This window comes from Stenotrophomonas bentonitica (genome assembly GCF_002887735.1).
Lineage (GTDB): Bacteria > Pseudomonadota > Gammaproteobacteria > Xanthomonadales > Xanthomonadaceae > Stenotrophomonas > Stenotrophomonas bentonitica_A.
On record NZ_PKQP01000005.1, the window covers coordinates 287,897 to 309,306 of the forward strand.

Sequence of the window (21,410 nt, forward strand, 5' to 3'; positions counted from 1 at the left end):
CAGCGGCCGTGGCCGGGGAACGGTACGATTCTACCCTTGACCACGGAAGAGCCGCTGATGAGTGCTGTCCCCACGCTGTATGTCGTTGCCACCCCGATCGGCAACCTCGCCGATCTGACCCCGCGGGCACAGGACGTGCTGCGTTCGGTGGCCGCGATCTGCGCCGAGGACACCCGCCGCAGCGGCCAGCTGCTGGCCCACTTCGGCATCCAGCAGCCACTGGTGGCGCTGCACGATCACAATGAGGAAGCGCTGTCGCAGCGGATCGTGGCGCGCCTGCTGGCCGGTGAGTCGCTGGCGCTGGTCAGCGACGCCGGCACCCCGCTGGTGAGCGACCCGGGCTATCGCCTGGTCCGCGCCGCGCGCGAAGCCGGGATCAAGGTCAGCCCGGTGCCCGGCGCCTGCGCCGCGATTGCCGCACTGAGCGTGGCCGGCCTGCCCAGCGACCGCTTCACCTTCGAAGGGTTCCTGCCGGCCAAGGCCTCCGGCCGCCGCGAGCGCCTCAACGCGCTGGCCGGTGAGACCCGCACCCTGGTGTTCTACGAATCCTCGCACCGGATCACCGAATCGCTGGCGGACATGATGGCTGCGTTCGGGCCCGAGCGGCCGGCGGTGCTGGCGCGCGAACTGACCAAGCTGTTCGAGACCGTGCTGGACGGCGACCTGGCCTCGCTGCTGCAGCAGGTCGAGGCGGACGACAACCAGCGCAAGGGCGAGTTCGTGGTGATGGTGCAGGGCGCGGCCGACGATGAGGAGGCTCAGTTGGCCGCCGGCCGCCGCATGTACGCCAAGCTCAGCGAACACCTCCCGCCGTCCACCGCAGCCAAGCTCGCCGCCGAACTCACCGGTGCCCCCAGAAAAGCCCTGTACGGCGGTTGATCGGCCGGTCGCGCCACCCCACGGGTGGCTGCACGCGGTGCCAAAGAAGGTAGCCACCCCATGGGTGGCTGCACGCGGTGCCAGAACGTGTGGCAGCCACCCATGGGGTGGTTCTACCGCGCGTGCAGATTGAATGCCGGCCCACGCCAACCGTCTGGATGCACAGCCCCCTTTGGTAAAGGGGGGCGCGGCGACAGCCGCGGGGAACTGGGCGCTGGTGGCCCGGGGCCCCAGGTTTGCGCTGCAAACCTCGGGGCTTTTTCGTCATGACGAAAAAAGCGGCGGAGCCGGCCGATAAGCCGGGTTTTGTCGTGGACAGTCATTCTTCTAGGCGCTGCGTCACCGCAGCGCTCAAGCAACCTACCCGGACCCGACGCGGGCCACGCCATTAGGTCCCTATTTGGTCTTGCTCCAGGTGGGGTTTGCCGTGCCGGTCTGTTGCCAGACTCGCGGTGCGCTCTTACCGCACCATTTCACCCTTACCGGCTTCCCGAAGGAAACGTAGGCGGTATCTTTCTGTTGCACTTTCCGTCGGCTCGCGCCGCCCAGGCGTTACCTGGCACCTTGCCCTGTGGAGCCCGGACTTTCCTCGGCATCCGCAAGGGATGACGCGACTGTCTGGCCGACTCCGCCGTGCGCATTGTCCCACATTCACGTCACCTCGGCGCAGACAGCTGCGTGGTCGTCAGCCGGGTCTCGCCGATGCAGACACCCTCCGCATCGAACCGGCGCTCGGCGATGAAGCCGTGGCCATTGGCGTCCAGCGCGATGATCGTGCTGGCGCGGGTGCCGTACTCGGGGCTGCGGATGAAGGCGGAGGACAGCCAGCGCTCGCGCGCCAGGCCGATGCCGGTGTCGGGCAGGGCGCGGTCGTCGGCGCGGGTCTCATCGCGCAGGGCGTCCCACAGCGGGGTCAGGTCCTCGCTGCCGGCGTCCACCCACGCGCGCAGCGCTGCGTTCAATGTCACGGTTTTCGGCCACGGCGCGTCCAGCGGCCCGTTGGACACGCCATGGATGCCCGGGGCCAGCGGTTGGCGGTGCAGGGGGTGGTTGCCCAGGAACTGGCAGCTGCCGCGGTCGGCCAGCACCAGGTTGAAGGGGGCGAACTCGACCGCGCGTGCGGCGAGCTGGTCGGCGAAGACGGCCGCCGGCGCATCGTCGCGCAGGTAGCCGGCCACCAGGGCGCCGCGCGAGGGGCCGGTCTGCCGGGCCAGCGGGTCGCGGACATTGGTCACCACCGCCATCCGACCCTGCGCGCCGATCCCGGCCCAGGTCCCGCCCGAGCGCAGGTCGCGGCCGGCGGCCACGGCCTCATCCGGCGGAGACCAGCGCGCCAGCGCGGCGGTGGGCCGCGCGTGGAACTCATCGCGGTTGCCGGCCATCACCAGCTGCCAGAGGGGGTGTGTTTTCCATGCGAGGGCGAGCAGACACATGCCTCACATTGTGCCGGTTCTGCGCAGCGGCGAGACGATGCCGACCGCGTCAGGACTGAATACGCGGCGATGTTTCACGCGGTCTCCACAGGCCTGAACTTCGGCGAAATCTCAAAAAATGAGACGAAACAGCAACTTGTGGATAAGCCTTGAACAAGTCTCTAAACATTGCTGCAAGCCCTTGATGTTCAAAGTGATTTCCCCTTCGCAAAGTTGTTGACAACCCAATCGGCACTGCTAAGGTGGGCATGAGAGGGGAAACCGGGTTTTTTGTGGTTTTTCGTGGTTCAATGTTTCACCAGGCGAAGGAAAGGTGAAAACGTCGTGTTTCAAGGCGAGACGGCCATCACTGTTGACGACAAAGGGCGCATGGCGGTTCCGACCGCGCATCGCGACCTTGTCGCGCGTGTGAGCAACAACCGTCTGGTCCTGACCTACAACCCGTTCGAGTCCGGCTGCCTCTGGCTGTACGCCGAACAGGAATGGGAACGCGTCCGTGATGACGTCATGTCCAAGCCCAACACACAGCGCGTCGTGCGCCTCCTGCAACAGAAGCTGGTCGGTTCGGCCGCGCATCTGGAGCTGGACGGCAATGGCCGCATCAGTATTCCCGCCAGCCACCGTGGTGCCGTTGGCATTGAAAAGAAGGCGGTGCTGCTCGGTATGGGCGACAAATTCGAATTGTGGAGCGAGCAGGCTCATCGCGCGTTGATCCAGCAGACGTTGTCTGACGAGGATCTCGGCGATGGGTTGCTCGACCTGAAGTTGTGAGCCGGGGTGCCCGGATGCGCGGAGCAGCGCAGACCGGTCACCTTCCGGTGTCGCAGTCGCCGGCAGGCCACCTGCCGGTCCTGTACACGCAGGTCCTGGATGGCCTGAAGGTGATCGAAAACGGAGTGTATCTCGATGGCACGTTCGGTCGTGGCGGTCACGCCCGCGGCGTGCTCGAGCAACTCGGTCCCGGAGGCCGGCTGCTGGTCATGGATAAGGATCCCGAGGCGATTGCGGTAGCCGAGCGTGATTTCGCGCCGGACCCGCGCGTCTCGATCTTCCGTGGCAGCTTCGCCGATCTGCTGCACTGGGAGGCCACGGCGCAGGGCCTGGATGGCGTGCTGTTCGACCTGGGCGTGTCCTCGCCCCAGCTGGATGTCGCCGAGCGTGGCTTCAGCTTCGGCAAGGACGGCCCGCTGGACATGCGCATGGACCCGGACAGCGGCGAAAGCGCGGCGCAGTGGCTCAACCGTGCCGAAGAGCGCGAGATCGCCGATATCCTTTGGACCTATGGCGAAGAGCGCCAGAGCCGCCGCATCGCCAAGGCCATCGTCGCCCGCCGCGACAAGCAACCCTTCACCCGCACCGCCGAGCTGGCGGAGGTGATCGCCTCGGTGATGCCGCGTGGCAAGGACAAGATCAACCCGGCCACGCGCAGCTTCCAGGCGATCCGCATCCACATCAACCGCGAACTGGCCGACCTAGAGGCCGGCCTGGATGCCGCCCTGGCGCGCCTCAAGCCCGGTGGCCGCCTGGCCGTGATCAGCTTCCATTCGCTGGAAGACCGCATCGTCAAGCAGTTCATGAACCGCCATGCCAAGGCCCCGCCGAGCAACCGCCGGTTGCCCGAGGCGCAGCCGTTCGTGCCGACCCTGGTGCTGCACGGCGGCGCCATCAAGGCCGACGATGACGAGCTGGCGGTCAATCCGCGCTCGCGCAGCGCCGTGCTGCGCGTCGCCGAGAAGTGCGAGGTGGCCGGATGAGCCGCCTGCTGTTGATCGTGCTGCTGGCCTGCACCGTCGCCTCGGCGATCGGCGTGGTGTTCATGCGCCATCGCCACCGCCAGACCTTCGTGGAGCTGTCCCGGGTCGAGCGGGCGCGCGATGAGATCAACATCGAGTTCGGTCGCCTGCAGCTCGAGCAGGCCACCCTGGCCGAGGCCACCCGGGTCGACCGCGTCGCCCGCGAGCGCCTGGGCATGAAGTTCCCCGAAGCGGCCGATGTCGTGGTGATCCGGCCATGAACAAGTCCGGCCGCAACCGTGCGCGCAACAGCTTCAACCTCCGCCAGCGCCTGAAGTGGGTGGGGCTGGCGCTGGGCTTGTGCTCGGTCTCGCTGGTTGGTCGCGCTGCCTACGTGCAGATCATCAACAGCGAGTTCTACCAGCGCCAGGGCGAAGCCCGTTACCTGCGCGAGCTGCCGATCAACACCTCGCGCGGCATGATCACCGACCGCAACGGTGAGCCGGTGGCGGTCTCCACGCCGGTCGCCTCGATCTGGGTCAACCCGCAGGAACTGCTGCGCGCCCCGGACCGCATCCCGGAGCTGGCCACCGCGCTGGGCATGCCGCTGGACGAGCTGACCTCCAAGCTGTCGCAGAAGGCGGACAAGGAATTCATGTACCTGCGCCGCCGGATCAATCCGGACGACGCGGAAAAGGTGGTCGCGCTGAAGATCCCGGGCGTGGCCTCGCAGCGCGAGTTCCGCCGCTTCTACCCGCAGGGTGAGGCGATGGCGCACGTGCTGGGCTTCACCAACATCGACGACCGCGGCCAGGAAGGACTGGAGCTGGCCTTCGACGAATGGCTGCGCGGCAAGGCCGGCGCCAAGCGCGTGATCCGCAACCGCAAGGGCGACACCGTCGAGAGCGATCTGCTGCGCGCCGCCGAGCCGGGCAAGGACCTCACCCTCAGCATCGACCGCCGCATCCAGTTCCTGGCCTTCAAGGAGCTGCGCAACGCGCTGATCGCCAACAAGGCGGCCGGCGGCTCGATGGTGATCATGGACGTGGCTACCGGTGAAGTGCTGGCCATGGTCAACCTGCCGACCTACAACCCCAATGCCGTGGGTGGCGCTGCGCCGGACACCCGTCGCAACCGCGCGGTGACCGATCTGGTCGAGCCCGGCTCGACCATGAAGCCGCTGACCATCGCCTCGGCGCTGCAGTCCGGCGTGGTCACCAAGGACACCACGGTGGATACCAACCCGGGTTACATGGCTGTCGGGCGTTTCACCATCAAGGACGTGCCGCGCAACAACGGCGTGCTCAACGTCACCGGCGTGATCACCCGCAGCTCGAACATCGGCGCGGCCAAGATCGCGGCCAAGATGCCGGACCAGGTCTTCTACGACCACGTGCACAGCTTCGGCTACGGCGTGTCGCCGCACAGCGGCTTCCCCGGCGAATCGGCCGGCGTGCTGCCGCGCCCGGCGCGCTGGAGCGGCTCGTCCAAGACCACCATGTCCTACGGCTACGGCCTGAATGTCACCCCGCTGCAGATCGCCACGGCGTACTCGGCGCTGGGCAACGGCGGCAAGTTGATCGCGCCGACCTTCGTCAAGGGCCAGCGCAACGAAGGCAAGCAGATCATCGATGAGAGCATCGCCAAGGAAGTGGTGGCGATGATGGAAACCGTGGTCACCCAGGGCGGCGCCAAGCAGGCCGCGGTGCTGGGCTACCACGTGGCCGGCAAGACCGGTACGGCCCGAAAGGCCGGCCCGGGCGGGTACGAGCGCGGGCATTACAACGCGCTGTTCGCCGGCGTGGTGCCGGCCACCAACCCGCGCTTTGCCACGGTGATCGTCATCAACGACCCGCAGGCCGGCAAGTACTACGGCGGCCTGGTGTCCGCACCGGTGTTCCACAACGTGATGGAAGGCGCACTGCGCCTGATGGACGTGCCGCCGGATGACATCGAGTCGTGGCTGGCCGCCCAGCAGTCCGGAAAGATGGGCCACTCGGCCTCGGTGCTGCCGATGCCGCCGCCGGAAACGGTGATCGCACCCGACGCCGCCGCAGAATTCGATGCCGCGCTGCCCAGCGCGCACGCCACGGTGCCGCCCGCGCAGGGAGGCACCCAATGAGCCAGACGATGTTGCTTTCGCAGTTGCTTCCCGATGTGGCACTGAGCCACGATCCGACCCTCACCGGCCTGGTGCTGGACAGCCGCGCGGTGCGCCCGGGCAACGCCTTCGTGGCGATCGCCGGTTTCGGCGCGCACGGGCTGGGGTTTGTCGACCAGGCGCGCGCCAATGGCGCTGCGGCGATCCTGTTCGACCCGCCGGCCCCGGCCGAACTGCCGGCCCCGGCCGATGCGATCGCCGTGCCGGGCCTGCGCAACCGCATGGGTGCGATGGCCGACCAGTTCCACGGCCATCCCTCGCGCGCGATGACGATGGTCGGCGTGACCGGCACCAACGGCAAGACCTCCACCGTGCAGCTGCTGGCCCAGGCCTGGCACCTGCTCGGCACCGCCAGTGGCAGCATCGGCACGCTAGGCGTGGGTCTGTACGGCGACGTCGTGCCGACCGGGTTCACCACGCCACTGGTGCTGCAGATGCATGAGGTGCTGGCGCAGCTGCGCGATGCCGGCGCCCAGGCCGTGGCGATGGAAGTCAGCTCGCACGCGCTCGACCAGGGCCGCGTGGACGCCGTGCATTACGACGTGGCGGTGTTCACCAATCTCACCCGCGACCATCTCGACTATCACGGCGACATGGCGCAGTACGGTGCGGCCAAGGCCAGGCTGTTCCACCGCGACGGCCTGAAGGCTGCCGTGGTCAACCTCGATGACAGCTTTGGCAGCGAGCTGCTGCGCACCATCGGCGAGAGCGTCCGCCCGATCGGCGTCAGCTCGCGCGGTGCCGCACAGGCCACCCTGCGTGCCGATTCACTCACCCTGGATGGGCGCGGCATCGCCTTCGACCTGGTGGTCGACGGCCAGCGCCATCCGGTGCAGTCGCCGCTGCTCGGCCGTTTCAACGTGGACAACCTGCTGGCCGTAGCCGGTGCGCTGTATGCGCTGGACCATGCCCCGGCCGCGATCGCCGCGCTGCTCTCGCAGCTGCAGCCGATTGCCGGCCGCATGAACCGCCTGGGCGGCGAGGGTGGCCTGCCCACCGTCGTGGTCGATTACGCCCACACCCCGGATGCACTGGAACAGGCCTTGACCAGCGTGCAGGGCCATCTGGCCGGCCGCCTGGTCTGCGTGTTCGGCTGCGGCGGCGAGCGCGATACCGGCAAGCGCCCGCAGATGGCCGCCATCGCCGAACAGCATGCCGACGTGGTGATCGTCACCGACGACAATCCGCGCGGCGAAGACGGCGACGTGATCGTGGCCGACATCCTCAAGGGATTTGACGCACCCGCGGCGGTCACCGTGCAGCGCGACCGTGCCGCCGCGATTGCTGCTGCGATCGGCCAGGCCGGCACGGGCGACATCGTGCTGATCGCCGGCAAGGGACATGAGCCCTACCAGGAGATCCACGGGGTCAAGCACGCCTTCGACGACACCGAGGTTGCCGGCCGAGTGCTGGCCGCGCGTGTGGACAACGTGGGCACGCTGCGCAGGGAGGCCCCATGAAGCGCACACCGCTGTCGCTGATCGCCCATTGGGCCGGTGGCGAGATCCATGGCGAAGACACCGCCATCGATGCGATCAGCAATGACACCCGCACGCTTGCCCCGGGCAGCCTGTACGTGGCGCTGCGCGGCGAGCGTTTCGATGGTCATGATTTCGCAGCCGACGCCCTGGCGCGCGGTGCTTCGGCGATGCTGGTCGAGCGCCTGCTGGATGTGGCCCTGCCGCAGATCGTGGTTGCCGACAGTGAGCACGCCCTGGGCCGCATCGCCGCCGGCATGCAGCGCGACCGCGGCACCGAGGTGTTCGCGATCACCGGTAGCAACGGCAAGACCAGCGTCAAGAGCCTGCTGCTGGCGATTCTGGAGCAGGTGGCACGGGACGACCGCAAGGTGGTCTACGCCAACCCGGGCAACCGCAACAACGAGATCGGCCTGCCGCTGGCGGTGCTCGATGCGCCGGAAGATGCCGACTACGCCGTCTACGAGATGGGCGCCGGCAAGCCGGGCGATATCGCCTACCTCACCGAGATCGTGCGCCCGCACTACGCGCTGGTGAACAACATCGCGCCGGCGCATCTGGAGCGCATGGGCAGCCTGCAGGGCGTGGCCACCACCAAGGGTGCGATCTACGCGGCGCTGCCCTCCGATGGCGTGGCTGTGATCAATGCCGATGACGCCTTCGGGATCTGGTTCGAACAGCACATCGTCGGCCAGCCGTCGCGCTGCCGCGTGCTGCGCTACGGCCTGGACCACAGCGCCGATGTCACCGCACGTGCGATCCGTCCGGCCGCGCAGGGCAGCCAGTTCGTGCTGTCCACGCCGCAGGGCGATGCAGAGATCACGCTGGGCCTGCCGGGCCGGCACAACATCAGCAATGCCCTGGCCGCTGCCTCGCTGGCGTTGGCCGCAGGCCTTCCGGTGGCGCAGATCGCCGCCGGCCTGGCCCGCGCCGAGCCGGTCCCCGGCCGCCAGATCGCGCACCAGCTGCCCAATGGCGCGGTGCTGATCGATGACAGTTACAACGCCAACCCCGGCTCGTTGGCCGCGGCCATCGATGCCCTGGCAGGCACGAAGGAAGAAGGCTGGCTGGTGCTTGGCGACATGCGCGAACTCGGCCCGGACGGCGAGGCGCTGCATGCGCAGGCCGGCCGCCGTGCGCGCGAGGCTGGCCTGGCGCGGCTGTACACGCTCGGTCCGCTGAGCGCCGCCGCCTCGACCGCCTTCGGTGAAGGCGGCCAGCATTTCCAGAGCCACCAGGCCCTGGCCGCCGCGCTCGCCACCGAACTGCATGCCGGCGTGCGCTGCCTGGTCAAGGGCTCGCGTGGCAGCGCCATGGACACGATCGTCAAAGCGCTGCTCGCGCAAGGAGAGGAAACCCCCAATGTTGCTTGAACTGGCCCGATGGCTGCAGCAGTTGGAGAGCCTGTTCGGGCTGTTCGGCTACCTGACCCTGCGCGGCATCCTCGCGGCGCTGACCGCCCTGTTCCTGTCGCTGTGGCTCGGCCCGGCGATGATCCGCAAGCTTGCCCAGTTCAAGGGCGGCCAGCCGATCCGCAAGGACGGGCCGCAGACCCATTTCTCCAAGGCCGGCACGCCGACCATGGGCGGTTCGCTGATCCTGCTGACGATCACGCTGTCGGTGCTGCTGTGGGCCGACCTGCGCAATCGCTACGTCTGGCTGGTGCTGGCGGTGATGCTGTGCTTCGGTGCGATCGGCTGGTACGACGACTGGATCAAGATCGTCCGTCGTGATCCCAACGGCCTGAAGTCGCGCTGGAAGTACCTGCTGCAGTCGATCTTCGGCCTCGCGGCCGGTCTGTTCCTGTTCTACACCGCCGATGTCCCGGCGGCGATGACGTTCTACATCCCGATGTTCAAGTCGATCGCGCTGCCGCTGGCCGGCATCAGCTTCGTGGCCATCGCCTACTTCTGGATCGTCGGCTTCTCCAACGCGGTCAACCTGACCGACGGCCTGGACGGGCTGGCGATCATGCCGACGGTGCTGGTCGCCTGCGCGCTGGGCGTGTTCGCCTACGCCTCGGGCAACGTGGTGTTCTCCAGCTACCTGCAGATCCCGCAGATCCCGGGCGCCGGTGAGCTGGTCATCATCTGCGCGGCGATCGCCGGCGCAGGGCTGGGCTTCCTCTGGTTCAACACCTATCCGGCCATGGTCTTCATGGGCGACATCGGCGCGCTGGCGCTGGGCGCGGTGCTGGGCACGATCGCGGTGATCACCCGCCAGGAACTGGTGCTGGTGGTGATGGGTGGCGTGTTCGTGATCGAGACGCTGTCGGTGATGATCCAGGTCGCCTCGTTCAAGCTGACCGGCAAGCGCGTGTTCCGCATGGCGCCGATCCACCACCACTTCGAACTGAAGGGCTGGCCGGAGCCGCGCGTGATCGTGCGCTTCTGGATCATCTCGGTCGTGCTGGTCCTGATCGGCCTGGCCACGTTGAAGGTCCGCTGATGAACGACCTCTCGCGCCAAGCCACCCGCCTGGAAGCCATCGGAGGCCACTTCGACAAGTGGCTGCTGGGCGCGATCATCGCGCTCACCGGGCTGGGCGTGGTGATGGTCGCGTCGAGCTCGATCGCGTTGATGAGCAGCCCGTTCTACTACCTCAACCGCCACCTGATCTTCCTGGCGGTGGGTATCGGCCTGGCGATCATCGCCATGCGCACCGAGCTCAAGAGCATCGAGCAGTACAACCAGATCCTGCTGCTGGGCTGCTTCGCGCTGCTGGTGGTGGTGTTCATCCCGGGCCTGGGCAGCAGCGTCAACGGTGCCCGCCGCTGGATCAACCTGGGCATCTCCAAGTTCCAGACCGTCGAAGCGGTGAAGGTGCTCTACATCGTGTGGCTGTCCAGCTACCTGGTCCGCTTCCGCGATGAGGTCAATGCCACCTGGCCGGCGATGCTCAAGCCGCTCGGCGTGGCCGGCGCGCTGGTGGTGCTGTTGCTGCTGCAGCCGGACTTCGGCTCGTCCACGCTGCTGCTGGCGATCACCGCCGGCATGCTGGTGCTGGGCGGGGTCAACATGCCGCGCATGTCCATGCCGGTGATCATCGGCATGGTCGGCATGAGCGCGCTGGCGATCATCGAACCGTACCGCATGCGCCGCATCACCTCCTTCCTGGACCCGTGGGCCGACCAGCAGGGCGACGGCTACCAGCTGTCCAACGCGCTGATGGCCGTGGGCCGCGGCGAGTGGACCGGCGTGGGCCTGGGCAACTCGGTGCAGAAGCTCTATTACCTGCCCGAAGCGCATACCGACTTCATCTTCTCGGTCACCGCCGAAGAGCTGGGCTTCCTCGGCACCTGCCTGATCATCGCGCTGTACGCACTGCTGGTCGGCCGCACCTTCTGGCTGGGCATGCGCTGCGTGGAAATGAAGCGCCACTTCTCCGGCTACATCGCCTTCGGCATCGGCCTGTGGATCAGCATGCAGAGCTTCGTCTCGATCGGGGTCAACCTCGGCATCCTGCCGACCAAGGGGCTGACCCTGCCGCTGATTTCCTCGGGCGGCTCGAGCGTGCTGATGACCTGCGTGGCGATGGGCCTGCTGCTGCGCGTCTCCTACGAACTGGATCGCGCCGAGCGCCGCCAGGCCGTGCGCATGGGTGCCGACCAGGAGGGGCCGCTGCCGGGGGATACGCCCAGGGCCGAGAGCGCCAGTGCGGTCGCCGCAGCGATGCAGGACAGCGGCAACCGCGATGCGGCACCGCGCGACAGTTCCACCCGTGGCACCAGCCGCATGCAGCAGCGCATCGAGCCGACGCTGGGGAGGATGGGATGAGCACGCCTCGTCTCGATCCGTCCCGTCGCCCGGTCATGATCATGGCCGGTGGTACCGGGGGGCACATCTTCCCGGGCCTGGCCGTGGCCAAGGTGCTGCGCGAGCGCGGCGTGCCGGTGACCTGGCTGGGGGCCGATGGCGCGATGGAAACGCGCCTGGTGCCGCAGCACGACATCCCCATCGACACGCTGGCCATCGGCGGCCTGCGCGGCAAGGGCAAACTGGCCCTGCTCGGCGCGCCGCTGCGGCTGCTGCGTGCGATCCGCGCGGCCGGCTTCCTGATCCGCGATCGCCAGCCGCGTGCGGTGATCGCCTTCGGTGGCTTCGCCTCCGGCCCCGGCGGCATCGCCGCGCGCTTGCATGGCCTGCCGCTGCTGGTGCACGAACAGAACCGCGCCCCGGGCATGACCAACCGCGTGCTGTCGCGCGTCGCGCGCCGCGTGCTGGCCGGTTTCCCGGGCAGCTTCGCCAAACGCGAGGAAGCGGTCGGCAACCCGGTGCGTGCCGAGATCGCCGCGATCACGCCGCCGGATCTGCGCCTGGCCAATCGCCAGGGCCCGTTGCACCTGCTGGTGCTCGGTGGCAGCCAGGGCGCACGCGTGCTCAACAACGCGGTGCCCAAGGCGCTGGCCGCACTGGGCGCCGGCATGCCGGTGCAGGTGCGTCACCAGAGCGGCGAGAAGCTGCATGCCGAAGCCCTGCAGGCCTATGCCGATGCCGGCGTGCAGGCAAGCGTGGAACCCTTCATCGCCGATATGGCCGAGGCGTTCGCCTGGGCCGATCTGGTCGTGTGCCGCTCCGGTGCCTCCACCCTGGCCGAGCTCTGCGCGGTCGGTGTGGGCAGCGTGCTGGTGCCGTTCGCGGCGGCCGTCGACGATCACCAGACCCGCAATGCGGAGTATCTGGTCGAGCGCGGCGCGGCCGTGTTGCTGAAGCAGGATGAAACGCTGGCGACGCAGTTGGAAGGCGTGCTGCGCGATCTGTCCGAAAATTCCGCCCGACGCATGCAGATGGCGAACGCCGCGCGTGCCCTGGCCAAGGTCGATGCCGCTGAGCGCATCGCCGACATCATTCTCGAGGAATCCAAATGAACACCGCTACGCGCGCCAGCCTGGCGCGAGGCCGCGCATGATCCGCCGCCTCCACGACACCAACGACCTGGTACGTGCGTTCCCGCGCGTGCACTTCGTCGGCATCGGCGGCACCGGCATGAGCGGCATCGCCGAAGTGATGCTGACGCTGGGCTATGAAGTGTCCGGTTCGGACAACGCCGACAACGCCGCGACCCGTCGCCTGGCCGGCCTGGGTGCGCGCGTGATGCGTGGCCATTCGGCTGCCAACGTGCTCGGCACCGACTGCGTGGTGGTCTCCAGCGCGATCCGCGATGACAACCCCGAGCTTATGGAAGCGCGCAGCCAGCGCATTCCGATCATGCCGCGCGCGGCGATGCTGGCCGAACTGATGCGCTTCCGCCGAGGCATCGCGGTGGCCGGCACGCACGGCAAGACCACCACCACCAGCCTGACGGCCGCGGTGCTGAGCGAAGGCGGGCTGGACCCGACCTTCGTGATCGGCGGCCAGCTGCTCGCTGCCGGTGCCAACGCCAAGCTCGGCAGTGGCCAGTGGCTGGTGGCCGAAGCCGATGAAAGCGATGGCAGCTTCCTGCGCCTGAACCCGCTGGTCTCGGTGATCACCAACATCGATTCGGACCACCTGGAAAACTACGGCAACGATTTCGCCCGGGTCCAGGCTGCGTTCGCCGAGTTCCTGCAGCGCCTGCCGTTCTACGGCCTGGCGGTGCTGTGCATCGATGATCCGGAAGTGGCCGCGCTGGCCGCGCAGACGCCGCGCCATGTCATGAGCTATGGCATGAGCAGCAACGCCGACGTGCGCGCCGAGGATGTGGTCCAGGATGGCCCGCGCATGCGCTTCACCCTGCGCCTGCCCGAAGGCAGCAGCCACCCGGTGACGCTGGCCCTGCCGGGCGCACACAACGTACTCAACGCCCTGGCCGCCGCGGCCGTGGGCTGGCAGCTGGGCGTGGCGCCGGAGGCAATCGCACGCGCGCTGGAAAGCTTTGCCGGCATCGGCCGCCGCTTCAACGATCTGGGCATCGTCACCACGCACACCGGTGCCAAGGTGCGCGTGATCGATGATTACGGCCACCACCCGCGCGAACTGGCCGCCGTGTTCGCCGCCGCCCGCGGCGGCTGGCCGAGCCAGCGCCTGGTCGTGGCGTTCCAGCCACACCGTTACAGCCGTACCCGCGATCAGTTCGACGCCTTCGCGGCGGTCCTCTCCGAAGTGGACGCACTGGTGCTGAGCGAGGTCTATCCGGCCGGCGAGGCGCCGATCCCGGGGGCCGATTCGCGTTCGCTGGCGCGCGCCATCCGCGCGCGTGGCCGCAGCGAGCCGGTCGTGGTCGGCAACGCCGCCGAACTGGCGCACGTGCTGCCCGACGTCCTGCAGGACGGTGACCTGCTGCTGATGATGGGCGCAGGCGACATCGGCTACATCGCCCAGCAGATCGCCGGCGAAGGCTTCCAGGAGGCCCCGGCGGCATGAACGCGCTGACCTTCCCGCCACTGCGCCTCACCGACCCGGCCATGTTCGGCCGCGTCGCCGTGCTGCTCGGTGGCACCTCCAGCGAGCGCAACGTCTCGCTGGATTCGGGCCGCAACGTGATCGAAGCGCTGCGCGCGCGCGGCGTCGATGCGATCGCCGTCGATGGCATCCCGGCCCTGGCGCTGGCGCTGGTCGAGAAGCGTTTCGACCGCGTCTTCAACATCCTCCACGGCCACAACGGCGGTGGTGAGGACGGCATCGTGCAGGGCCTGATGGAGGCCTTCGGCGTGCCGTACACCGGCTCGGACGTGCTCGGCTCGGCGCTGAGCATGGACAAGGTCCGCACCAAGCAGGTGTGGATCTCGCACGGCCTGCCGACCCCGCGCTTCATCGCGCTGGACCAGGCCTCCGATGTCCATGCCGCCGCGGCCGAGCTCGGCCTGCCGGTGGTGGTCAAGCCGGCCAACGAAGGCTCCAGCGTCGGCATCAGCCGCGTAGTGGAAGAGGCCGGCCTGGATGAGGCGGTCGCACTGGCGGTGCGCTATGACGGCCAGCTGCTGATGGAGCAGATGGTGGTCGGCGACGAGTTGACCGTGGCGATCCTGGGCGACCAGGCGCTGCCGTCGATCCGCATCGTGCCCAAGGGCCAGTGGTACGACTACAACGCCAAGTACATCGCCGAGGACACCCAGTACCTGTGCCCGGGCCTGGAAGGCGAGGACGAGATCGAGATCCGCCGCCTTGCACTGGCCGCGTTCCGCGCTGCCGGTTGCCGCGGCTGGGGCCGGGTGGACGTGATGCGCGACCGCAGCACGGGCCGCTTCTACCTGCTGGAAGTGAACACCGCGCCGGGCATGACCAGCCATTCGCTGGTGCCCAAGGCGGCCAGCCAGGCCGGGATCGGCTTTGAAGAGCTGGTCTGGCGCGTACTGGAACAGACCCTGCCGGGTCACGCAGCGCAGGAGAACCGCCACGCATGAACGCGGTGCTGCGCATCTTCGTCTGGTTGCTGGCCCTGTCGGTCGTGGCACTGCCCGTGGTGGCGGTGCTCAACGGCTGGGTCGGTGCCGAGCGGTGGCCGTTGGCCAAGCTGCGTGTGCACGGTGAGTTCAAGCGGGTGCCGGCCGAGCAGCTGCAGCAGGTGGTGCTGCCGTATGCGAAGTCCGGCTTCTTCGCGGTCAAGCTGCAGGATGCGCAGGACGCCATCGAAACGCTGCCGTGGGTGGAAAGCGCGCAGGTCCGCAAGCAGTGGCCCGACGTGCTGGAAATCACCCTGGTCGAGCACAAGCCGTTTGCGCGCTGGGGCCATGACCGCCTGCTCTCCGAGCAGGGCAAGCTGTTCGCCACGCCCAAGAAACTGCAGGACCTGGAGCTGCCCGACCTGGATGGTCCGGACAGCCAGACCGAAGAAGTGGTGGCGCTCTACAACGATGCGCGCGCGCTGTTCGCGCCGGCCGGGGTGGACGTCAAGCGGGTCACCATGGACGCACGCGGCAGCTGGTCGCTGGTGCTGAGCAACGGCACCGAAGTGGTCGTGGGCCGCGACGATGCCCGCTCGCGCCTGCAGCGCTTCGTGCGCGTGCTGCCGCAGCTGGCCAACCAGGCGGCGCCGATCGAGCGCGCCGACCTCCGATATACCAATGGTTTCACACTGAGCTGGGGTACCCCGGCTCCGGCGACGCCGGCCGCACCGGCCGCGCCGGCCAATGTGGCGCACACGACGCAGGACAGGACATGAATCGCAAGGGTGACAAATCACTGATCGTCGGTCTGGACATCGGCACCTCCAAGGTGGTGGCGCTGGTCGGCGAGTATTCGCCGGGCAATCCGATCGAGGTCATCGGCATCGGCTCGCACGAATCGCGCGGTCTCAAGCGCGGCGTGGTGGTGGATATCGAATCGACCGTGCAGTCCATCCAGCGTGCGGTCGAAGAGGCCGAGCTGATGGCCGGCTGCGAGATCCGCTCGGTGTACGCCTCGATCTCCGGCAACCACGTGCAGTGCAAGAACTCGCCCGGCATCGTGCCGATCCGCGACGGCGAAGTGACCTGGGGCGACCTGGATCGCGTGCTGGACGCGGCCAAGGCGGTGGCGATCCCGGCGGACCAGAAGATCCTGCATGCGATCCCGCGCGAGTACGTGCTGGACGATTCGCAGGAAGGCATCCGCAATCCGGTCGGCATGACCGGCGTGCGCCTGGAAGTGCACGCCCACCTGGTGGTGTGCGCACAGTCGGCCGCCGCCAACATCTCCAAGTGCGTGCAGCGCTGCGGCCTGCAGGTCGATGACCTGGTGCTGTCCTCGCTGGCCTCCAGCGTGGCCGTGCTGACCGCCGACGAGCGCGAGCTGGGCGTGGTGCTGGTCGACATGGGCGCGGGTACCACCGACCTGGCCGTGTTCGTGCAGGGCGCGATCTGCCACACCGCCTCGCTGCCGATCGCCGGCGACCACGTCACCAACGACATCGCGCACATGCTGCGCACGCCGACCCCGGAAGCCGAGCAGATCAAGGTGCGCTACGCCTGCGCCCTGGCCCAGCTGGCCACCGCCGAGGAAAGCATCCAGGTGCCCAGCGTCGGCGATCGTCCGCCGCGCCGGATGCCGCGCCATGCACTCGCCCAGGCGGTGCAGGGCCGCTACGAAGAGATCTTCGAGATGGTGCAGGCCGAACTGCGCCGCTCCGGTTTCGAGGAACTGGTGCGCGCCGGCATGGTGCTCACCGGCGGCGCTTCGAAGATGGAAGGCGTGGTCGAACTGGCCGAGGAAATGCTGCAGATGCCGGTACGCGTGGGCATCCCGCAGCACGTCACCGGCCTGGGCGAAGTGGTGGGCAACCCGGTGCATGCCACCGGCGTGGGCCTGCTGCTGATGGGCAGCCAGATCGAACACCCGCGTCGCCCGTCGCTGCCGACCGGCCGCGCCGGCAGCATGTTCAAGAAGCTCAAAACCTGGTTCCGCGGCGAGTTCTGATCGCGGCCCGCAACACGCAGTACACATGCAATAAGCGATAAGCAGTTCCCGAAAAATCCACACACCGTCCACGCAACGCCGCAACACCCCGCATCACGACGTACACAGCAAGCGCATTACCCGGCCACCTGGCCGACCATTGAAGCAGGCAACACCGTCGCGGTTGGCTCTATCCAGCCCGGCATACCAACTACAACTCGCCGGCACGACGGTGGGGAGGACAGGAGAAGGATTCTCCGAAGCCCCCGTCCCGCGTAAACGGCAACACGAGGACACGGACATGGCGCATTTCGAACTGATTGAAAAGATGGCACCCAATGCGGTGATCAAGGTGATCGGCGTGGGCGGCGGCGGCGGTAACGCAGTGGCGCACATGGTCAGCACCAGTGTGGACGGCGTGGAATTCATCACCGCCAACACCGATTCGCAGGCCATCAAGAATTGCGGTGCCAAGCTGCAGCTGCAGCTGGGTACCAACGTCACCAAGGGCCTGGGCGCAGGCGCGAACCCGGAAGTCGGCCGCCAGGCCGCGCTGGAAGACCGTGAGCGCATCATGGATGCCCTGCAGGGTGCGGACATGGTGTTCATCACCGCCGGCATGGGCGGCGGCACCGGCACCGGTGCAGCCCCGGTCGTGGCGCAGCTGGCCAAGGAGATGGGCATCCTGACCGTCGCCGTGGTCACCAAGCCGTTCCCGTTCGAAGGCCGTCGCCGCATGCAGGTCGCGCTGAAGGGCATCGAAGAGCTGAGCCAGCATTGCGATTCGCTGATCACGATCCCGAACGAAAAGCTGATCACCGTGCTGGGCCGCAACGCCACCATGATCCAGGCCTTCCGTGCCGCCAACGACGTGCTGCAGGGCGCCGTGCAGGGCATCGCCGATCTGATCGTGCGTCCGGGCCTGATCAACGTCGACTTCGCCGACGTGCGCACCGTCATGTCCGAAATGGGCTTGGCGATGATGGGCACCGGCACCGCGCGTGGCGATGACCGCGCCCAGGCCGCGGCCGAAGCCGCCATCCAGAACCCGCTGCTGGACGATGTGAACCTGGCCGGTGCCAACGGCATCCTGGTCAACATCACCGCCGGCGCCGACTTCACGATGGCCGAGTTCGACGAGATCGGCCGCACCATCGATGGCTTCGCCTCCGAAGATGCCACCGTGGTCGTGGGTACCGTGCTGGACCCGGACATGCAGGACGAAGTCCGCGTGACCGTGGTCGCCACCGGCCTGAACCGTGCCGTCACCGCCAAGACCCAGCGTCCGGGCGAGCGCGCACCGATCAAGCTGGTCCGCAACGCCACCACCGGCCAGCCGGAGTTCGGCGAATTCGACAACGGCGGCGATGCGGTCTCCAAGGCCGTCGGCGGGATGGGCATGGGCATGGGCCTGCGTCGTCCCAGCGCCGACACCGTGGCACCGTCGGCTCCGAGCGCTTCGGGTCCGGCCGCCGCTGAGCTGCCCAACGATTACCTGGACATCCCGGCGTTCCTGCGCCGCCAGGCGGACTGAGTAACGCTGGCCGGGGCCTTGTCCTCCCCGGTAAGCACCTCCATGTCCCATGCTGCCGGGCCAGGATCGGCCCGGCAGTCTGACCGCCGTCGTGCATCGCGCACGTCCGGGCAGTGCTGTCGACGCACCACGGTTCACGGAAGGGACAGCGGTAGTGCGTGTTATTCTTGTTTGTCACAGCCGCGCTGACCGCGCGCTTTCTGGTCCTGCCCCCCGATGATCCCGCAACGCACCCTCAAGAACACGATCCGCGCCACCGGCGTCGGCCTTCACAGCGGTGACAAGGTCTACATGACCCTGCGCCCGGCCCCGGTCAACCATGGCATCGTGTTCCGCCGCGTCGATATGGACCCGGTGGTGGAAGTGCCCGCGCGTGCGGACCTGGTCACCGAAGTCACGCTGTGCACCGGCCTGACCTACCACGAGGCCAAGATCCAGACCGTCGAACACCTGATGTCGGCCCTGGCCGGCCTGGGTGTGGACAACATCATCGTGGAGCTGTCCTCGGCCGAGCTGCCGATCATGGACGGTTCCTCCGGCCCGTTCGTGTTCCTGCTGCAGTCGGCGGGCATCGCCGAACAGGACGCGCCGAAACGCTTCATCCGCATTCTCAAGACGGTGGAAGTCACCGATGGCGACAAGGTCGCCCGCTTCGAGCCGTACGAAGGCTACAAGCTCGGCTTCACCATCCAGTTCAACCACCCGATGATCCCGGCCAAGCAGTCGCGCGCGGAAATCGAGTTCTCGACCCTGGCCTACACCAAGGAAATCTCCCGCGCCCGGACCTTCGGCTTCATGCGGGATCTGGAATACATGCGCGAGCGCAACCTGGGCCTGGGCGGTTCGATGGACAACGCCATCGTGCTCGACGAGTTCCGCGTGCTCAACGACGACGGCCTGCGCTACGCCGACGAGTTCGTGCGCCACAAGATCCTCGACGCGATCGGCGATCTGTACCTGGCCGGTGGCCAGGTGCTCGGCGCTTACGAGGGCTTCAAGTCCGGCCATGCGCTCAACAACAAGCTGGTACGCGCCCTGCTGGCCGATGCCAGCGCGTGGGAGTGGGTCAGCTACGAGTCGCCTACGGTCGAGGCCCCCGTCGTCTATGGTCTGCCGGCCTACGCCTGAGCCAGGTTCTGGCCAACCCATTGATCTGAAAGAAAATAGAACGGCGCCCACGGCGCCGTTTCTGTTTCAGGGGGTCAGGACGGGCTCAACGCCGCGTGATCTTGACGTCAATGAACCGTAGGGGTGCACAGCGCACAGATTTGTGAACCTCATCAAGGTTTGTGCCGAATTTAACGTTAATTTAATAAAACACTAACGACTGGCGGCACCGACGCCGCTACAGTGCAGACCGGCTCCCAGCCAAAGTTCACGTGATCGTGACGCGGCCGGGAAGGGGCGGGATGCCCCGATGGCTTCACGACTTGGAGGAATCCACGTCGCGCAGACAAGCCAACGCGTCGCGTAGCCCTTTGTGCGTGGCGGCTGAAACAGCGTGGGGGCCATTCCTGTTGTCGATCGCTGGGGAGCGTGGGGGAGGGGCGGACGCTGTTTTGACGGTCACCTTGGTGACCTTCAGCCCGATGGACCGGGCCGCGTCGATCAACTGTGCTTCGGCAAGCCGGACCTTGGCGTGCCACACGGGAGATTCGACGAGAAAAACGAGGTGCTCGCCGTTTACATTCGCCAGCCGGCAACGGGTGGCCAGTGCAGGCGGCAAATGGGGGCGCAACTGACGGTCCAGCGCGTCGAGCCACAAGGCGCGACGCAGCGGGTTACCGGCTTTGTCCGCCATGACCGCATCCAGCGCCGGCTTCGGCGTGGATGGGGAACGGGCACTGGATTTCGGCTCAGACATGAAAACTCACTGATGGCATTCAAAAAGATCGTAATCAAAACGCGTGAAGGACAGGCCAAGACGCCGCTGGCGCGTTTGCGTTTCTACTTCGAAGATTCCCCCCGTGCCCTGCTGGGCAGTGTGCTGGGGGTGGGCTGCCTGATCGGCTTCGGTGCCGGTATCGGTGGCAGCATGTTCAACGATTCCCGGCTCCACGCCAAGGTCGCACAGCAGGAACGCGAACTGGCGCAGGCCCAGAAGGACGCTCAGACCCAGGTCAACGCGCTGGCAGCGCGGATGGGCGAGCTGCAGGCGCAGGCCACCCGTCTCAATGCCCTGGGCGAACGACTCACCCAGATGGGCAAACTGGAAGACGGCGAATTCGACTTCAACGAGACCCCCGGCCTCGGTGAAGGCGAGCCCGGCCCGACCCAGGACATCCCGGTCAGCGCGGTCAACGCCGACTTACAGGTGCTGGAGCAGCGCTTTGCTGCTTCAGGCCGCCAGCTGTCGGTGATGGAATCGCTGATGTTCGACCACCAGCTCGAGCAGAACGCCGTGCCCTCGCGCATGCCGATCCGCAACACCTACATCACCTCCAACTTCGGCACCCGCAGCGATCCGTTCGGTCGCGGTGCGGCCACCCACAAGGGCATGGATTTCCACGCCAAGGTCGGTGACCCGGTGATGTCGGTGGCCGATGGCGTGGTCAGCTTCGCCGGTGTGAAGGGCGGTTACGGCAACGTGGTCGATGTGGACCATGGCAACGGCTATGTGACCCGCTATGCGCACAATTCGCGCCTGGTGGTGAAGCCGGGCGATCTGGTCCGGGCCGGCCAGGAAGTGGCCAAGGCCGGTTCCACGGGCCGTTCCACCGGTGCCCACGTGCACTTCGAGGTCTGGGAACGCGGCCAGGTGGTCAATCCGCGCAAGTTCCTCGGTGATGGCGGCAACACCCCGGTCGGCCGCGTTTCGCGGGGCTGATCACGGTAACGAACTTGAACGGGGGTGCTTGAAACGCCGGACCCCCGTCCCAAGCTACAATGGGTGTTGCCATAG

Annotated in this window: 19 protein-coding genes and 1 other RNA gene; 17 read left to right on the forward strand and 3 right to left on the reverse strand. The window is 67.5% G+C overall.

Translation table 11 applies throughout. The features are described 5' to 3' along the window. The first annotated feature begins 57 nt into the window (after window positions 1–57). Entirely contained in the window at window positions 58–879 is an 822-nt protein-coding gene (gene rsmI, locus C0R07_RS12115) for a 16S rRNA (cytidine(1402)-2'-O)-methyltransferase (RefSeq protein ID WP_070426616.1), read from the forward strand. A 279-nt stretch (window positions 880–1,158) separates the two neighbouring features. On the opposite strand, the gene rnpB is transcribed toward rsmI, so the two are convergent. Then, an RNA gene (rnpB, locus tag C0R07_RS12120) (RNase P RNA component class A) lies at window positions 1,159–1,509 on the reverse strand. 26 nt (window positions 1,510–1,535) lie between these two features. After that, a complete protein-coding gene (locus C0R07_RS12125) occupies window positions 1,536–2,312 on the reverse strand; it encodes an NRDE family protein (protein WP_070471718.1) in 777 nt (258 codons plus the stop codon). 324 nt (window positions 2,313–2,636) lie between these two features. On the opposite strand from C0R07_RS12125, the gene mraZ reads away from it, so the two are divergent. The 15 genes from mraZ (at window position 2,637) to lpxC (ending at window position 19,636) form a co-directional block, all read left to right on the forward strand. Continuing rightward, window positions 2,637–3,083 (forward strand): division/cell wall cluster transcriptional repressor MraZ, encoded by a 447-nt coding sequence (mraZ, locus tag C0R07_RS12130; RefSeq protein ID WP_019182494.1) that lies wholly within the window; start codon window positions 2,637–2,639, stop codon window positions 3,081–3,083. 14 nt (window positions 3,084–3,097) lie between these two features. After that, complete coding sequence (gene rsmH / locus C0R07_RS12135) at window positions 3,098–4,066, forward strand: 16S rRNA (cytosine(1402)-N(4))-methyltransferase RsmH (protein ID WP_102789016.1); 969 nt, start codon at window positions 3,098–3,100, stop codon at window positions 4,064–4,066. Further along, entirely contained in the window at window positions 4,063–4,326 is a 264-nt protein-coding gene (gene ftsL / locus C0R07_RS12140) for a cell division protein FtsL (RefSeq protein ID WP_019182492.1), read from the forward strand. Before rsmH ends, ftsL begins: the two co-directional genes overlap by 4 nt. Then, entirely contained in the window at window positions 4,323–6,167 is a 1,845-nt protein-coding gene (locus C0R07_RS12145; protein ID WP_070471720.1) for a peptidoglycan D,D-transpeptidase FtsI family protein, read from the forward strand. The genes ftsL and C0R07_RS12145 overlap by 4 nt, the downstream gene beginning before the upstream one ends. Then, window positions 6,164–7,666, forward strand: a complete 1,503-nt coding sequence (locus C0R07_RS12150; RefSeq protein WP_102789017.1) for a UDP-N-acetylmuramoyl-L-alanyl-D-glutamate--2,6-diaminopimelate ligase — start codon at window positions 6,164–6,166, stop codon at window positions 7,664–7,666. The genes C0R07_RS12145 and C0R07_RS12150 overlap by 4 nt, the downstream gene beginning before the upstream one ends. Then, window positions 7,663–9,057: a UDP-N-acetylmuramoyl-tripeptide--D-alanyl-D-alanine ligase gene (locus tag C0R07_RS12155; protein WP_102789018.1), complete on the forward strand. Its 1,395-nt coding sequence runs from the start codon at window positions 7,663–7,665 to the stop codon at window positions 9,055–9,057. Before C0R07_RS12150 ends, C0R07_RS12155 begins: the two co-directional genes overlap by 4 nt. Next, entirely contained in the window at window positions 9,047–10,132 is a 1,086-nt protein-coding gene (gene mraY, locus C0R07_RS12160; protein ID WP_019182488.1) for a phospho-N-acetylmuramoyl-pentapeptide-transferase, read from the forward strand. Before C0R07_RS12155 ends, mraY begins: the two co-directional genes overlap by 11 nt. Then, window positions 10,132–11,460 (forward strand): putative lipid II flippase FtsW, encoded by a 1,329-nt coding sequence (gene ftsW / locus C0R07_RS12165; RefSeq protein ID WP_019182487.1) that lies wholly within the window; start codon window positions 10,132–10,134, stop codon window positions 11,458–11,460. Before mraY ends, ftsW begins: the two co-directional genes overlap by 1 nt. Next, window positions 11,457–12,551, forward strand: a complete 1,095-nt coding sequence (gene murG / locus C0R07_RS12170) for an undecaprenyldiphospho-muramoylpentapeptide beta-N-acetylglucosaminyltransferase (RefSeq protein ID WP_019182486.1) — start codon at window positions 11,457–11,459, stop codon at window positions 12,549–12,551. The genes ftsW and murG overlap by 4 nt, the downstream gene beginning before the upstream one ends. Before the next feature lie 37 nt (window positions 12,552–12,588). After that, the gene (gene murC / locus C0R07_RS12175) at window positions 12,589–14,025 is read left to right on the forward strand and encodes a UDP-N-acetylmuramate--L-alanine ligase (RefSeq protein WP_019182485.1); all 1,437 of its coding nucleotides are present in this window, start codon (window positions 12,589–12,591) and stop codon (window positions 14,023–14,025) included. Beyond that, window positions 14,022–15,005 (forward strand): D-alanine--D-alanine ligase, encoded by a 984-nt coding sequence (locus tag C0R07_RS12180; protein ID WP_102789019.1) that lies wholly within the window; start codon window positions 14,022–14,024, stop codon window positions 15,003–15,005. The genes murC and C0R07_RS12180 overlap by 4 nt, the downstream gene beginning before the upstream one ends. Further along, window positions 15,002–15,763, forward strand: coding sequence for a cell division protein FtsQ/DivIB (locus tag C0R07_RS12185; protein WP_070471726.1), 762 nt, complete (start codon window positions 15,002–15,004; stop codon window positions 15,761–15,763). Before C0R07_RS12180 ends, C0R07_RS12185 begins: the two co-directional genes overlap by 4 nt. Next, window positions 15,760–16,995 (forward strand): cell division protein FtsA, encoded by a 1,236-nt coding sequence (gene ftsA, locus C0R07_RS12190; RefSeq protein ID WP_017355446.1) that lies wholly within the window; start codon window positions 15,760–15,762, stop codon window positions 16,993–16,995. Before C0R07_RS12185 ends, ftsA begins: the two co-directional genes overlap by 4 nt. Window positions 16,996–17,275: 280 nt before the next feature. After that, window positions 17,276–18,508, forward strand: a complete 1,233-nt coding sequence (gene ftsZ, locus C0R07_RS12195; RefSeq protein WP_019182482.1) for a cell division protein FtsZ — start codon at window positions 17,276–17,278, stop codon at window positions 18,506–18,508. A 216-nt stretch (window positions 18,509–18,724) separates the two neighbouring features. Then, window positions 18,725–19,636, forward strand: coding sequence for a UDP-3-O-acyl-N-acetylglucosamine deacetylase (gene lpxC / locus C0R07_RS12200; RefSeq protein ID WP_070471727.1), 912 nt, complete (start codon window positions 18,725–18,727; stop codon window positions 19,634–19,636). 295 nt (window positions 19,637–19,931) lie between these two features. On the opposite strand, the gene C0R07_RS12205 is transcribed toward lpxC, so the two are convergent. Then, on the reverse strand, window positions 19,932–20,372 hold the full coding sequence (locus C0R07_RS12205) for a DUF721 domain-containing protein (RefSeq protein ID WP_026069663.1): 441 nt from the start codon (window positions 20,370–20,372) through the stop codon (window positions 19,932–19,934). Between the two features lie 12 nt (window positions 20,373–20,384). Between C0R07_RS12205 and C0R07_RS12210 the strand changes: the two genes are divergently transcribed. After that, window positions 20,385–21,335 (forward strand): M23 family metallopeptidase, encoded by a 951-nt coding sequence (locus tag C0R07_RS12210; protein ID WP_019182479.1) that lies wholly within the window; start codon window positions 20,385–20,387, stop codon window positions 21,333–21,335. Window positions 21,336–21,410: the final 75 nt, after the last annotated feature.